This is a genomic window from Burkholderia sp. 10_S31, from assembly GCF_056930375.1.
In genome coordinates this window covers 2,364,595-2,379,009 of the sequence record NZ_JBXOWK010000003.1, presented here as the reverse complement: position 1 = coordinate 2,379,009, position 14,415 = coordinate 2,364,595, and the positions used below count along the sequence as shown (strand labels likewise).

Here is a 14,415-nt window from a genome sequence, read left to right as displayed (position 1 = left end):
CGTTGTGCAATGCTGCGACTGCGCCGCCATCGGTTCGACGCGGAAACCCGCTCGCGGCTAGCGTTGCGCCGCGTCGTAAGCGTGCATTGCCGCATCGCACTCGGCCGCTTCCGCGAGAATCCAGGCGCGCACGTCGGCGACTTCGCGGCGCGGTGCCGGATCGTGCCGGAACAGCCAGTAGCCGTACGCATCCGACAATGCCTGGGAGTGCGGGCCGAGCACCGCGAGCCGGCCGTCGGCGAGCATCGGCGCGACGAGCGCGAGCCGTCCGAGCGCGACGCCCCGGCCGGCGATCGCGGCGTGGATCACCTGGTCGTACTGGTTGAAGCGCAGCGTGCCCTTCGGGTGCGCGTCGCCGAGCCCGGCCGCATGCAGGTGCGCACGCCACTGCAACTGCGGTTGCGGCGGCCCGTCGAATTCGAGCAGCACGTGGTTCGCGATCGCGGCCGCGTCGGTGACGGGCCGGGTGGCCAGCGCGGGGTGCGCGACCGGCACCACGATCTCGTCGAACAGGCGCACCGCGCCGGCCGGCGCGCGCTCGCGCGGGCAATAGCGGATCCCGAGGTCGATGCCTTCGGCGCGCAAATCGAGTACCTTGTCGTTCGCGGCCACGCGCAAGTCGATGTCGGGCAGGCGCGCCTGCAGGCGCCCGAGGCGCGGCAGCAGCCACAGCGCGGTGACGCCGATGCTCGCCGTGATCGTGACGGGCTGGCGCTCGCGCGCGGCGGCGAGCGACGCGACGGTGTCCTGCAGGCTGAGCAGCGCCGCATCCGCGGCGCGAAACAGCCGCTCGCCCGCCGGCGTGAACGCGATCTTCCGATAGCCGCGCTGCAGCAATGCGACGCCGAGATGGGCTTCGAGGGCATGCACCTGGCGGCTGACCGCCGACTGCGTGACGCACAGGTCCTGCGCGGCGAGCGTGATGCTCATGCGGCGGCCGACGGCGACGAAGCCGCGCACAAGGTCCAGCGACGGGAGACGGACGAGCGGCGTTGACATGCGTAGGGCTCATGCGAACGGAGCAGCAAGATTGGTTGAGAACGCCGGGCGCGTCAAGTTCAATGGAGGCTGGCGCGATCGGGCGGGCGACGGGTCTGCGGGGTCATGTGGCGCCGCACAGGAGACAGGATGACGATTTCGAACGAAGCCGGCGGGGCAGCGCGCGCGGCCGAGCGAGCGGCGGATGCGTTGCCGCCGGAATCCGTGCCGCTGACCGCGGCCGACGGGTACGTGCTGCGCGGATACGTGTGGCGGCATCGCGGCGGCGGCGCTCTGCGGCCCGTGACGGTCGTCAATTGCGCGACGTCGGTGCGCTGCGACTATTACTTCCGCTTCGCGGCGTGGCTCTTCGCGCAAGGGCGCGACGTGCTCGTCTACGACTATCGCGGGATTGGCGGGTCGCGCCCCGCGCAACTCGCGAAGCTGCGCGCGAACTGGCTCGACTGGGGGCGGCTCGATTGCGAGGCCGCGCTGCAGTATGCGCGCGACGCATTTCCGGGCCAGCCGCTCGACGTCGTCGCGCACAGCATCGGCGGGTGCGTGCTCGGGCTCGCGGCGTCGAACGCCTACGTGCGTCACGCGGTGACCGTCGGCGCGCAGTATGCATACTGGCGCGACTATCGGCCGGAAGAGCGGCGGCGCATGTGGTGGAAGTGGCACGTCGCGATGCCGGCGCTCGCAGCCGTGTTCGGCTATGTGCCCGCGAAACGGCTCGGCTGGATGGAAGACACGCCGCGCGGCGTCGCGCTGTCGTGGGTGCGCTCGCAACCGCGCTTCGAGGATGCCTACACGCAGGGTCTGCTCGCCGAAACCGCGGCGAGCCGCGCCGCGTTGCCGGCCCGCTTCGCGCGGCTGTCGGCGCCGATGCTCGCAATCGGGCTCGACGACGACGGGTTCGGCACGGTCGACGCGATCGAACGGCTGGTCGGCTATTACACGGGCAGCGACGTCACGCACCTGAGGATCGCGCCGGGCGACATTGGCGTCGACGAGATCGGCCATTTCGCTTTTTTCCACAGCCGCTTCACCGACACGCTGTGGCCCGTCGCGCTGTACTGGCTGCAGCACGGCGCGCTGCCGGCCGATGCGCCGGGCCGCGTCCACGCGCGCCATCCGGCGCAGCGCGCGCGGTTCGCCGGAAGCGGCGTGCCGGGTGCGCTTGCGCACGGGTGACGGCGCCCGCACGCGCGGTCAGGCCGCTGCTTCGATGAAGCGGCCATGAAGCGGCCATGAAGCGGCCATGAAGCGGCCGCGCCGGCTGCCGCCGCTGACGGTCCCGGTCGCGGCGCCTCGATCTGCGCTCGCCGCGATCGATTAACATCGGACGTTTGATTCGACTGGCTCCTGCGTACCGATGTCCATTCCGCCCGATTCCGGGATTCCCGACGACCTGTGCCGCGCGTGGTACGTGCACCTGCTCGATGTGCCGCCTGCCGCGTCGCGTGCCGGCGTGCAGGTCGCGCGCATCGATTTCGACTGGCGCGTGTCGCTCGCGTCGCCCGCCTATGCGGCCCTGAGCGACGCCGAGCGTGCGCGTGCCGCGCGCTATCTTCGACACGAGGATGCGGTGCGCAGCGCCGCGACGCGCGTCGCGCTGCGCGACGTGCTCGGCGCGGCGCTCGGTGTTGCGCCGCGGGACATCGAGATCGTCGTCGACGCATCGGGGCGGCCGTCGCTGGATCCCGCGCATCGCGCATCGCTCGATTTCAACGTGTCGCACGCGGGCGATCACGCGCTCATCGCATGGGCGGGCGCAGGGCGCGTCGGCGTCGATATCGAAAGCTGCAACCGCACGACCGACTGGCGTGCGCTGACTGCCGAAGTGTGCGCGGCCACCGAGGCCGCGTATCTCGACGGCCTGCCGCCCGCCGCGCGTGCCGGCGCGTTCATGCGCGTGTGGTCCGCGAAGGAGGCGCTGCTGAAGGCGCTCGGCACGGGCATCGTCGGCGGGCTGCGCGCGTTCGCGGTCGTGCCGCCGCGCGATGCGGCGACGCCCGCGACGACGATCGTCGAGCCGACCGCGCCGGCCGCCGGCGTGGCCGCGTTCGACGCGAGCTGGCTCGATGCGGCGCCCGGCTACGCGGCCTGCGTCGCGTGGACGCGCTGAGCGTGTTTCAGCGCGCGCCGCTCACTCGAGCGGCGCGTCGTTCGGCGCCGCGTAGCGCGCCTTGATCACGTCGCTCATCGGGAAGTCGAACGCAAGCCCCTTCGTCGGCACTGGCTTCATGAACCACTTGTCGTACAGCGCATGGATCTCGCCGGGCGCGTTGATTCATATGTTTCCTAAAACAAAATAATTGAAACATATGTTAATTGCGCGACCCGCCGGGCCGATCCGGCGGGCCGCGCCGGACATCAGGGAAACTCCCGAGTCGAAATCATGAAAAACGGGTTGTCTAGACAAGTTCGGATGGCTACACTGCAATCCATCCCGAACTTGTCTAGACAGGATTGCTCACATGATTACGTTGACCCCCGGCCACCTGACCCTCCCGCAACTGCGCCAGATCGCTCGCGAATCCGTGCAGCTCAAGCTCGACCCGGCGAGCTTCGCGAAGATCGACGCCGGCGCGAAGGCCGTCGCCGACATCGCTGCAAAGGGCGAGCCGGCCTACGGCATCAACACGGGCTTCGGTCGCCTGGCCAGCACGCACATCCCGCACGACCAGCTTGAGCTGCTGCAGAAGAACCTGGTGCTGTCGCATGCGGTCGGCGTCGGCGAGCCGATGGCGCGCTCGTCGGTGCGCCTGCTGATGGCACTGAAGCTGTCGAGCCTCGGCCGCGGCCACTCGGGCATCCGCCGCGAGGTGATGGATGCGCTGATCACGCTGTTCAACGCGGACGTGCTGCCGCTGATCCCGGTGAAGGGCTCGGTCGGCGCATCGGGCGACCTCGCGCCGCTCGCGCACATGTCGGCCGTGCTGCTCGGCGTCGGTGAAGTGTTCATCCGCGGCGAGCGCGCGAGCGCGCTCGACGGTCTGCGCGTCGCGGGCCTCGCGCCGCTCACGCTGCAGGCGAAGGAAGGCCTGGCGCTGCTGAACGGCACGCAGGCATCGACGGCGCTGGCGCTCGACAACATGTTCGCGATCGAAGACCTGTACCGCACCGCGCTCGTCGCGGGTGCGCTGTCGGTCGATGCGGCAGCCGGCTCGGTGAAGCCGTTCGACGCCCGCATCCATGAACTGCGCGGCCATCAGGGCCAGATGGACGCGGCCGCGTCGTACCGCGACCTGCTCGAAGGCTCGCCGATCAACCAGTCGCACCGCGACTGCGACAAGGTGCAGGATCCGTACAGCCTGCGCTGCCAGCCGCAGGTGATGGGCGCGTGCCTGGACCAGATGCGCCATGCCGCCGCCGTGCTGCTGGTCGAAGCAAACGCCGTGTCGGACAACCCGCTGATCTTCCCGGATACCGGCGAAGTGCTGTCGGGCGGCAACTTCCACGCCGAACCCGTCGCATTCGCGGCCGACAACCTCGCGCTCGCCGCAGCGGAAATCGGCGCGCTGGCCGAACGCCGCATCGCACTGCTGATCGACGCGACGCTGTCGGGCCTGCCCCCGTTCCTCGTGAAGGACGGCGGCGTGAACTCGGGCTTCATGATCGCCCACGTGACGGCTGCCGCACTGGCGTCGGAAAACAAGACGCTTGCGCACCCGGCATCGGTCGACTCGCTGCCGACTTCGGCGAACCAGGAAGACCACGTGTCGATGGCGACGTTCGCCGCACGCAAGCTCGCCGACATCGCGGACAACACGAAGCACATCCTCGCGATCGAACTGCTGGCCGCGGCACAGGGCGTCGACCTGCGCGCGCCGTACCACACGAGCCCGAAGCTCGCGCCCGTGATGGAAACGATCCGCGGCAAGGTTGCGCACTACGAGCTCGACCACTACTTCGCGCCGGACATCGCCGTGATCGCGAAGCTCGTCGGCGAGCGCGCGTTCGCGAAGGTCGCGCCGTTCTCGTTCGCATCGGAACAGTAAGCCCATGAGCGCGCCGGTCTACCAGGAGATCAAGGATTTCATCCTGGGCCGCATTCATGCCGGCGAGTGGGCGGAGGGCGACCAGGTGCCCTCCGAGAACGAACTGGCCCGCGAGTTCAAGGTCGCGCGCATGACCGTCAACCGCGCGTTGCGCGAGTTGACGGCCGAGCAGGTGCTGACGCGCATGAAGGGCGCCGGCACCTACGTCGCGCGGCCGAAGTACGAGTCGACGCTCGTCGCGATCCGCAGCATCTCGGAAGAGGTCGACGCCCGCGGGCATGCGTATCGCGCCAGCGTGCTCGGCCTCGAGACGATCCGCGCCGACGAGGCGCTCGCCGACGAGATGCAGATGGCCGTGCGCGCGAAGCTGTTTTATTCGCAGGTGTTGCACTTCGAGAATGACGAACCCGTCCAGCTCGAAGAACGGTGGGTGAATCCGGCGGTCGCGCCGGATTATGCGGAGCAGGACTTCACGAACACGACGCCGAACCTGTACCTGATGCGCGCGGCACCGCTGCAGCGCGTCGAGTACCGGATCGAAGCGGCGGCTCCGGCGCCCGAGCGGCGCGAGCAACTGCGGATGGACGACGTCGAGCCGTGTCTGGTTTTACATCGGCGCACCTGGTCGCAGGGCGTCGTCGCCTCGGTGGCGAATCTGTGGCACCCCGGCAGCCGTTATCGCTTCACCGGGCATTTCTGATTCCTATTGATATTCACTTTCCCTCGGGAGCTGTCGTCATGAACCATCCGAAACACATCGATCCCCGTCTCGATCCGACGCGCACGATCCGCGCACCGCGCGGCAGCGAGAAGGTCTGCAAGACCTGGCTGGCCGAAGCGGCCTACCGGATGATCCAGAACAACCTGGATCCGGAAGTCGCCGAGCATCCGCATGCGCTCGTCGTGTACGGCGGCATCGGCCGTGCGGCGCGCAATTGGGAATGCTACGACCAGATCCTCGCGTCGCTGAAGGATCTCGAGGAAAACGAAACGCTGCTGATCCAGTCGGGCAAGCCGGTCGGCGTGTTCCGCACGCACAAGGATGCGCCGCGCGTGCTGCTCGCGAACTCGAACCTCGTGCCGCACTGGGCGAACTGGGACCACTTCCACGAGCTCGACCGCAAGGGCCTGATGATGTACGGCCAGATGACGGCCGGCAGCTGGATCTACATCGGCAGCCAGGGCATCGTGCAGGGCACCTATGAAACGTTCTTCTCGGTCGCGAACCAGCACTTCAACGGCGATCCGTCGGGCCGCTGGATCCTGACGGGCGGTCTGGGCGGCATGGGCGGCGCGCAGCCGCTGGCCGCGACGATGGCCGGCTTCTCGATGATCGCGGTCGAATGCGACGAGACGCGCATCGACTTCCGCCTGAAGACGCGTTACGTCGACAAGAAGGCGACGACGCTCGACGAAGCGCTCGGCATGATCGAGGAAGCGAAGCGCACCGGCAAGCCGGTGTCGATCGGCCTGCTCGGCAACGCGGCCGACGTGTTCCCGGAACTCGTCAAGCGCGGCATCACGCCGGATTGCGTGACCGACCAGACGAGCGCGCACGACCCGATCAACGGCTACCTGCCGCAAGGCTGGACCGTCGCGCAATGGCGCGAGGCGCAGAAGGTCGATCCGCAGAGCATCGTGAAGGTCGCGAAGCAGTCGATGGCCGTGCAGGTGCAGGCGATGCTGGATCTGCAGGAACGTGGCGCGGCGACGCTCGACTACGGCAACAACATCCGCCAGATGGCGCTGGAAATGGGCGTCGAGAACGCGTTCGACTTCCCGGGCTTCGTGCCGGCGTACATCCGCCCGCTGTTCTGCGAAGGCAAGGGTCCGTTCCGCTGGGTCGCGCTGTCGGGCGATCCGGAAGACATCTACAAGACCGACCAGAAGGTGAAGGAGCTGATCCCCGACGATCCGCACCTGCACAACTGGCTCGACATGGCACGTGAGCGCATCGCGTTCCAGGGCCTGCCGGCACGGATCTGCTGGGTCGGCGTGAAGGATCGCTATCGCCTCGGCCAGGCGTTCAACGAGATGGTGAAGAACGGCGAACTGAAGGCGCCGATCGTGATCGGCCGCGACCACCTCGACACGGGTTCGGTTGCGAGCCCGAACCGCGAGACGGAATCGATGAAGGACGGTTCGGACGCCGTGAGCGACTGGCCGCTGCTGAACGCGCTGCTGAACACCGCGGGCGGCGCATCGTGGGTGTCGCTGCACCACGGCGGCGGTGTCGGCATGGGCTTCTCGCAGCACTCGGGCGTCGTGATCGTCGCCGACGGCACCGCCGACGCGCACGAGCGTCTCGGCCGCGTGCTGCTGAACGATCCGGCGACGGGCGTGATGCGCCATGCGGATGCCGGCTACGAACTCGCGCAGCAGACGGCCCGCGAAGCCGGCCTGAAGCTGCCGATGCTCGGCCGCTGAGCATGACGGCGCTCGACCAGGCGCCGGTGAGCGCGACGCTGGCCGCCGCGATGATCCGCTCGGCGGATCTCGTCGCGTCGCCGTGGAAGAACGGCGGCGGCGTGACGCGCGAAATCGGCGCGTTCCCGCCGGGCGCCGCGCTCGATACGTTCGCATGGCGCGTGAGCGTCGCGGACGTCGGCGCGGCCGGGCCGTTCTCGCGTTTCGACGGCATCGACCGCACGCTCGTGCTGCTGTCCGGCGCGGGCATGACGCTCGCGGAAGCGGGCGGGGCGAAGCACGTGCTCGACGTGCCGCTCTCGCGCGCGGATTTCGCGGGCGAAGCGGCGATCGACGCGACGCTGCATGACGGCGCGACGCGCGACTTCAACCTGATGACGCGCCGTTCGGCCGCGCGCGGGACCGTCGACGTGTGGCCCGAAGGCACGCACCGCGTCGAGCGCGCCGATACCGTGCTGCTGTTCTGCGCGACCGGCGCGGTCGGCGTCGAGATCGACGGCGCGCACTATGCGCTGCAGGAAATGGACACGCTGCGGCTCGACGGGCCGCAGCGTGCGTTTGACGTCGTCGTGAGCGGAGGCGGCGCGCTGCTCGCCGTGTCGCTCACCGTCGGCGAACGAGACTGAACGCATGAAACCGACTGTCTGGCATCACCTGAGGCTGTGTCCGCACGGCCATCCCGACGAAACGATCGACGACGCGGCGATCGCCGTCGACGAAACCGGCACGATCGTGTGGCTGGGCGCATTTTCCGCGCTACCGGACGGTTACGCCCACTGGCAGCGGGAAGACCTGCACGGCGCGTGGGTGACGCCGGGCCTCGTCGACTGCCACACGCACCTCGTGTACGGCGGCACGCGCGCCGACGAGTTCGCGCAGCGCCTCGCCGGCGTCAGCTACGAGGAAATCGCGCGGCAGGGCGGCGGGATCGTGTCGACGGTGCGCGCGACGCGCGCGGCCGACGAGACGACGCTGTTCGTGCAGGCCGCCGCACGCCTGCAGCCGCTGCTCGCCGAAGGCGTGAGCGCGATCGAGATCAAGTCGGGCTACGGGCTCGACCTCGCGAGCGAACGCAAGATGCTGCGCGTCGCGCGCCAGCTCGGCGAGCGCTTCCCGGTCACGGTCTACACGACGTTCCTCGGCGCGCACGCGCTGCCGCCGGAATATGCGGGCCGCGCGGACGAATACATCGACGAAGTGTGCGAACGCATGCTGCCGGCGCTGGCCGATGAAGGCCTCGTCGACGCGGTCGACGTGTTCTGCGAGCGCATCGGCTTTTCGCTCGCGCAGACCGAGCGCGTGTTCGAGGCCGCGACGCGGCGCGGCCTGCCGGTGAAGCTGCACGCGGAGCAGTTGTCGAACGCGGGCGGCACCGCGCTTGCCGCGCGGTATCGCGCGTTGTCCGCCGACCACCTCGAATTTCTCGACGAAGCCGGCATCGAGGCGATGAAGGCGGCCGGCACGGTCGCCGTGCTGCTGCCCGGCGCGTACTACTTCATTCGCGAAACGCAGTTGCCGCCCATCGAGCTCCTGCGCAAGCACGGCGTGCCGATCGCGCTCGCGACCGATCACAACCCGGGCACGTCGCCGCTCGAATCGCTGCTGCTGACGCTGAACATGGGCTGCACGCTGTTCCGGATGACGGTGCCCGAGGTGCTGCAGGGCGTGACGCGCCATGCGGCCGCGGCGCTCGGCCGTGCAGATCGTCACGGCGCGCTCGAGATCGGGCGCCAGGCCGACTTCGCGGTCTGGTCGGTCGGTTCGCTGTCGGAGCTCGCTTACTGGATCGGCCGGCCGCTGTGCGAACAGGTCGTGCGCGGCGGGGCGACGGTGTTTCGCCGGATGAACGGCTAGCCTTGCAACAGACGAGACACACCATGACCGAAATGACGCTGTTCGCGGACCATGCCTATCTGCCCGATGGCTGGCGCCGCAACGTGCTGCTGCGCTGGGACGCGGCCGGCACGCTGACCGACGTGACGCCCGACACCGACGCGCCGGCAGGCGTCGCGCGCGCGGCCGGGCCCGTGCTGCCCGGCATGCCGAACCTGCATTCGCACGCGTTCCAGCGCGCGATGGCGGGGCTCACCGAATACCGCGCGAATCCCGCCGACAGCTTCTGGAGCTGGCGCGACCTGATGTACCGCTTCGCGCTGAAGATCACGCCCGACGCGCTCGCCGCGATCGCGCGCTGGCTGTACGTCGAGATGCTGAAATGCGGCTACACATCGGTGTGCGAATTCCACTACGTGCATCACACGCAGGACGGCTCGCGTTATCCGCAGATCGCGGAACTCGGCACGCGCGTGATCGACGCGGCGCGCTCGGCCGGCATCGGCATCACGATGCTGCCCGTGTCGTACCAGTTCGCCGGCTTCGGCAACAAGCCGCCGCGCGACGACCAGCGCCGCTTCATCAACACGCCGGACGGCCTGCTCGAACTGCTCGACTCGATGCGGCGCGGCGCGCCCGAGCACGGCGGGCTGCGCTACGGCGTTGCGCCGCACTCGCTGCGCGCGGTGTCCGAAAGCGGGTTGCGCGTGCTGCTCGAAGGCCTGCCCAACGACGCGCCGGTGCATATCCACATCGCCGAGCAGACGGCCGAAGTCGACGATTGCGTGCGTGCCTACGGCGCACGCCCCGTGCAATGGCTGCTCGATCGCTTCGACGTCGATGCGCGCTGGTGCCTCGTGCACGCGACGCACGTGGATGCGGCCGAGACGGCCGCGCTCGCGAAGCGTCGCGCGGTGGCCGGCCTCTGCCTGACCACCGAGGCGAACCTCGGCGACGGCGTGTTCCCGGCCGTCGACTATCTTGCGCAGGGCGGGGTGATCGGCGTCGGCTCGGACAGCCACGCATCGGTCGACTGGCGCTCGGAGCTGCGTCTGCTCGAATACGGGCAGCGGCTCGTGCATCGCGCGCGCAACGTGCTCGCGAGCGACACGCAGGCCCATGTCGCCGATCGCCTCGTCGACGCATCGCTCGCGGGCGGCGCGCAGGCAAGCGGGCGGCGCATCGGTGCGCTGCGCGAAGGCTGCCGCGCCGACTGGCTCGTGCTCGATCCCGATCATCCGGCGATCGCCGAACACGGCAGCGCAGCCTGGCTGTCGGGCGCGGTGTTCGCCGAGCACGGCGACACGCCGGTGCTCGACGTCTACACCGGCGGCGAGTGCGTCGTGAGCGGCCGCCGCCATCGCGACGAAGCGCTTGCGTATGCCGACTATCGCGCCGCGCTGGCACAACTGCTGCGCTGACGCGCGGCACCCGGCGCACGCCGCGCGCGTGCGCCTGCAAGACTCTTACGGTGATGCGACATGACTGAACAACCGGCTGTATTCACGCTGAAGCAGGGCACGCTGCCGCTGCTGATCTCGATTCCGCACGCAGGCACCCACATCCCCGACGACATCGCCGCGACGATGACCCTCGACGCGCGCTTCGTCGACGATTGCGACTGGCACCTCGAACGGCTGTACGGGTTCGCCGCGACGCTCGGCGCATCGATTCTCGTGCCGTCGCACGCGCGCTACGTTGTCGACCTGAACCGTCCGCCCGACAACGAGAACCTGTACCCGGGGCAGGACACGACCGGGCTCGTGCCGGTCGACACGTTCGACAAGGCGCCGCTGTATCCGGCGAACGCGCAGCCCGGCAACGACGAGATCATGCGCCGCCGCGACCGTTACTGGCGCCCGTATCACGACGCGCTGCAAGGCGAGATCGCGCGCCTGAAGCGCGAGCACGACCGCGTGCTCGTGTGGGAAGCGCATTCGATCCGTTCGCACGTGCCGCGCTTCTTCGAAGGCCGGCTGCCCGACTTCAACTTCGGCACGTCGAGCGGTGCGAGCGCGGCGCCCGGCCTCGCCGAGGCGCTCGCCGCATGCGTGACCGCGCACGGCGGATATACGGCCGTCGCGAACGGGCGTTTCAAGGGCGGCTACATCACGCGTCACTACGGCGTGCCTGCCACCGGCGTCGAAGCCGTGCAGCTCGAACTGTCGCAGATCACCTACATGGAAGAGACGCGGCCGTACGCGTACGACGAAGCGCGCGCCGCGCGAATCGTGCCGCTGCTGCAGACGCTCGTCGAAACCGCACTCGCACACCGCTGATCGTTCGGTCCGCTGCGTGCGGCGGCGCGGCGATCGCGCGCGCCACGGCTTGCCGGCGTGCGGTGCGCACGCCGCCGCGGCGCACAAAAACGGCATCGACCCGGCTGGTCGATGCCGTTTTTTTTCGTCTGATCGATGCCGGGATCGACACCTGAAAATTTGACGCAATTTTTAGGTGATATAAGCTGAATGTCAGGAAGTCGTCACGCGCGCGCCGGCCGCGACGGCGTCGATCAGCGTCGCACCGCGCCGGAACCCGTTGCGAGACACCTTGCCGACGTGTCGCCGCGCGGCATTGCCGCCTTCGCTTCATCGCGACACGTGTCCTGTCTTCATCAGTCAGTCGAGTACGATCGTGAAAGCCGCCAGCTCATCGATACGCCGGACCCGAAGTCCGTCGGCGGGCGCGCCGCCTCAGGCCGGGCCAATCCGGCATGCTGATCGCGGCACGCGCGCCGCCCTCATACGCGAGCCTCGTTTCTTCGCTGTGTCCCGTAGCGGCCTGCGCCGCTTCAACCTCGTGACCGCGCACGTGTTCAGCGCGGTGCAGTGCGACGGCAGCGCTTCATTGTTGCCCTAGCGTCCTTTTCCGCTCTCGCATCGGATTGCCCCGCCTGCTGCCGCAACGTCAGCGCGGCATGATCTCGCATGGACGCTTGCCGTGCCCGCACGGGCTTCCATCGTCCTGCGCGTCCGCACGCGTCGCGCGCATATCGCGGAGGCGCTCATGCGACCGCGCCCGATCGTAGCCGTCACCGCTGACCGCATGCTGCGCGGCGCCCATCCGAACCACACGGCCGGGGAGAAGTATCTCGTCGCGCTGGTCGACGGCGCCGGCGCGCTGGCCTTCGTGCTGCCCGCGCTGGGCGCGCGGCAACCGGCCGACGCGATCGTGGCGTCGATCGACGGGTTGCTGCTGACCGGCAGCTATTCGAACGTCGAGCCGCATCACTACGGCGGGCCGGCGAGTACGCCCGATACGCTGCACGACCCCGCGCGCGACGCGACCGCGCTGCCGCTGATCCGCGCGGCGATCGATGTGGGCGTGCCCGTGCTCGCGATCTGCCGCGGCATGCAGGAGCTGAACGTCGCGTATGGCGGCACGCTGCATCAGCGGCTGCACGCGAGCCCCGGCTTCCACGATCATCGCGAGCGCGACGGCGATCCGCTCGAGCGGCAGTACGGGCCCGCGCACCGCGTGCAGCTCGCGCCGGGCGGCCTGCTGCAGCGGGTCGCGCGCGGCGCGCATGACGCGATGGTCAATTCGCTGCACGACCAGGGCATCGCGCGGCTCGGCGCGGGGCTCGCGGTCGAAGCGAGCGCGCCCGACGGGCTGATCGAGGCCGTGAGCGTGCGCGGCGCGCGCGCGTTCGCGCTCGGCGTGCAGTGGCATCCCGAATGGCGTTTCGCGGAACAGCCGCTGTCGCGCGACATCTTCGCGGCATTCGGCGCGGCGTGCCGCGCGCGCATGACACACCGCATTCATGCGGCCGGCGGCACCATGCCGTCGCCGGCCGCATCCGACATCGACTGAACGAGGCCGATCATGCAACCCGAACTGAGCGAATTCCTGCGCCAGCACCGCATCACCGAAGTCGAGGCGATCATTCCCGACATGGCCGGCATCGCGCGCGGCAAGATCATTCCGCGCAACAAATTCGAATCCGGCGAATCGATGCGCCTGCCTCAGGCCGTGATGGTGCAGACCGTCACGGGCGACTATCCGGAGGACGGCACGCTGACCGGCGTGACCGATCCCGACATGGTGTGCGTGCCCGACCCGTCGACGATCTGCCTGATTCCGTGGGCCGTCGATCCGACCGCGCAGGTGATCCACGACTGCGTGCATTTCGACGGCTCGCCGGTCGAGATCTCGCCGCGCTACGTGCTGCGTCGCGTGCTCGATCTCTACAAGGCGAAGGGCTGGAAGCCGGTGGTCGCACCCGAGCTCGAGTTCTATCTGGTCGACATGAATGCCGATCCCGACCTGCCGCTGCGTCCGCCGGTCGGGCGCACGGGCCGTGCGGAGACGGGCCGGCAGTCGTATTCGATCGAGGCCGTCAACGAGTTCGATCCGCTGTTCGAGGATATCTACGAATACTGCGAAATGCAGGGCCTCGACATCGAGACGCTGATCCACGAGGTCGGCGCCGCGCAGATGGAGATCAACTTCGTGCACGGCGACGCGCTGTCGCTCGCCGACCAGGTGTTCCTGTTCAAGCGCACGGTGCGCGAGGCGGCGCTGCGCCACAACATGTACGCGACGTTCATGGCCAAGCCGATGGAAGGCGAGCCGGGTTCCGCGATGCACATCCACCAGAGTCTCGCCGATGCGCGTACCGGTCACAACCTGTTTGCCGAGGAAGGCGGTGTCGTGTCACCGATGTTCCACAGCTATCTCGCGGGGCTGCAGAAATACACGCCCGCGCTGATGCCGATCTTCGCGCCGTACATCAACTCGTATCGCCGGCTGTCGCGCTTCATGGCCGCGCCCATCAACGTGCAGTGGGGCTACGACAACCGCACGGTCGGCTTCCGCATCCCGCAGTCGACGCCGGTTGCGCGGCGCATCGAGAACCGCATCCCGGGCGTCGACTGCAACCCGTATCTCGCGTTCGCGGCGACGCTCGCGGCCGGTTATCTCGGCATGACGCAGAGTCTCGAGCCGACCGAGCCGCTCGTCAGCGACGGCTACGACCTGCCGTACGGACTGCCGCGCAACCTCGAGGAGGGCATCTCGCTGATGGCCGCATGCACGCCGCTCGCCGGCATTCTCGGCGACAAGTTCGTGAAGGCGTACCTGGCGCTGAAGGAAACCGAATACGAAGCGTTCTTCCGCGTGATCAGTTCGTGGGAACGTCGCCATCTTCTGCTGCACGTGTGAGCGTGCGGCA

12 protein-coding genes and 1 pseudogene are annotated in these 14,415 nt (G+C 68.9%); 11 read left to right on the top strand and 2 right to left on the bottom strand.

What is annotated here, in order from left to right; translation table 11 throughout:
- Positions 1 to 57: 57 nt before the first annotated feature.
- The gene (locus AC1Z3W_RS31180) at positions 58 to 999 is read right to left on the bottom strand and encodes a LysR substrate-binding domain-containing protein (protein ID WP_483509264.1); all 942 of its coding nucleotides are present in this window, start codon (positions 997 to 999) and stop codon (positions 58 to 60) included.
- Positions 1,000 to 1,128: 129 nt separating this feature from the next.
- Here AC1Z3W_RS31180 and AC1Z3W_RS31175 point away from each other — a divergent pair, with 129 nt between their 5' ends.
- Both AC1Z3W_RS31175 and AC1Z3W_RS31170 read left to right on the top strand, forming a co-directional pair.
- Positions 1,129 to 2,172: an alpha/beta fold hydrolase gene (locus AC1Z3W_RS31175; RefSeq protein WP_175827250.1), complete on the top strand. Its 1,044-nt coding sequence runs from the start codon at positions 1,129 to 1,131 to the stop codon at positions 2,170 to 2,172.
- A gap of 181 nt (positions 2,173 to 2,353) precedes the next feature.
- Positions 2,354 to 3,106 carry a 4'-phosphopantetheinyl transferase family protein gene (locus AC1Z3W_RS31170; RefSeq protein ID WP_483509263.1) on the top strand — a complete coding sequence of 251 codons (753 nt, stop codon included), beginning with the start codon at positions 2,354 to 2,356 and terminating at the stop codon, positions 3,104 to 3,106.
- Between the two features lie 21 nt (positions 3,107 to 3,127).
- Here the strand turns inward: AC1Z3W_RS31170 and AC1Z3W_RS31165 are convergent.
- A pseudogene (locus AC1Z3W_RS31165) lies at positions 3,128 to 3,259 on the bottom strand (amino acid ABC transporter substrate-binding protein); the annotation flags it as partial.
- 199 nt (positions 3,260 to 3,458) lie between these two features.
- Here AC1Z3W_RS31165 and hutH point away from each other — a divergent pair.
- The 9 genes from hutH to AC1Z3W_RS31120 all read left to right on the top strand — a co-directional run bounded on the left by hutH (position 3,459) and on the right by AC1Z3W_RS31120 (position 14,405).
- A complete protein-coding gene (gene hutH / locus AC1Z3W_RS31160) occupies positions 3,459 to 4,982 on the top strand; it encodes a histidine ammonia-lyase (protein ID WP_057929153.1) in 1,524 nt (507 codons plus the stop codon).
- Between the two features lie 4 nt (positions 4,983 to 4,986).
- The gene (gene hutC / locus AC1Z3W_RS31155; RefSeq protein WP_044847652.1) at positions 4,987 to 5,682 is read left to right on the top strand and encodes a histidine utilization repressor; all 696 of its coding nucleotides are present in this window, start codon (positions 4,987 to 4,989) and stop codon (positions 5,680 to 5,682) included.
- A 38-nt stretch (positions 5,683 to 5,720) separates the two neighbouring features.
- Positions 5,721 to 7,409, top strand: coding sequence for a urocanate hydratase (gene hutU, locus AC1Z3W_RS31150; RefSeq protein ID WP_057929154.1), 1,689 nt, complete (start codon positions 5,721 to 5,723; stop codon positions 7,407 to 7,409).
- Positions 7,410 to 7,411: 2 nt separating this feature from the next.
- Positions 7,412 to 8,035 carry a HutD/Ves family protein gene (locus tag AC1Z3W_RS31145; protein WP_483509262.1) on the top strand — a complete coding sequence of 208 codons (624 nt, stop codon included), beginning with the start codon at positions 7,412 to 7,414 and terminating at the stop codon, positions 8,033 to 8,035.
- Between the two features lie 4 nt (positions 8,036 to 8,039).
- Positions 8,040 to 9,263 carry an imidazolonepropionase gene (gene hutI / locus AC1Z3W_RS31140; RefSeq protein WP_057929156.1) on the top strand — a complete coding sequence of 408 codons (1,224 nt, stop codon included), beginning with the start codon at positions 8,040 to 8,042 and terminating at the stop codon, positions 9,261 to 9,263.
- 23 nt (positions 9,264 to 9,286) lie between these two features.
- A complete protein-coding gene (locus AC1Z3W_RS31135; RefSeq protein WP_483509261.1) occupies positions 9,287 to 10,663 on the top strand; it encodes a formimidoylglutamate deiminase in 1,377 nt (458 codons plus the stop codon).
- Between the two features lie 60 nt (positions 10,664 to 10,723).
- Entirely contained in the window at positions 10,724 to 11,521 is a 798-nt protein-coding gene (hutG, locus tag AC1Z3W_RS31130; RefSeq protein WP_124835595.1) for an N-formylglutamate deformylase, read from the top strand.
- Between the two features lie 727 nt (positions 11,522 to 12,248).
- Entirely contained in the window at positions 12,249 to 13,055 is an 807-nt protein-coding gene (locus AC1Z3W_RS31125) for a gamma-glutamyl-gamma-aminobutyrate hydrolase family protein (RefSeq protein WP_483509260.1), read from the top strand.
- A gap of 12 nt (positions 13,056 to 13,067) precedes the next feature.
- Positions 13,068 to 14,405 (top strand): glutamine synthetase family protein, encoded by a 1,338-nt coding sequence (locus tag AC1Z3W_RS31120; protein ID WP_124835593.1) that lies wholly within the window; start codon positions 13,068 to 13,070, stop codon positions 14,403 to 14,405.
- Positions 14,406 to 14,415 lie beyond the last annotated feature (10 nt).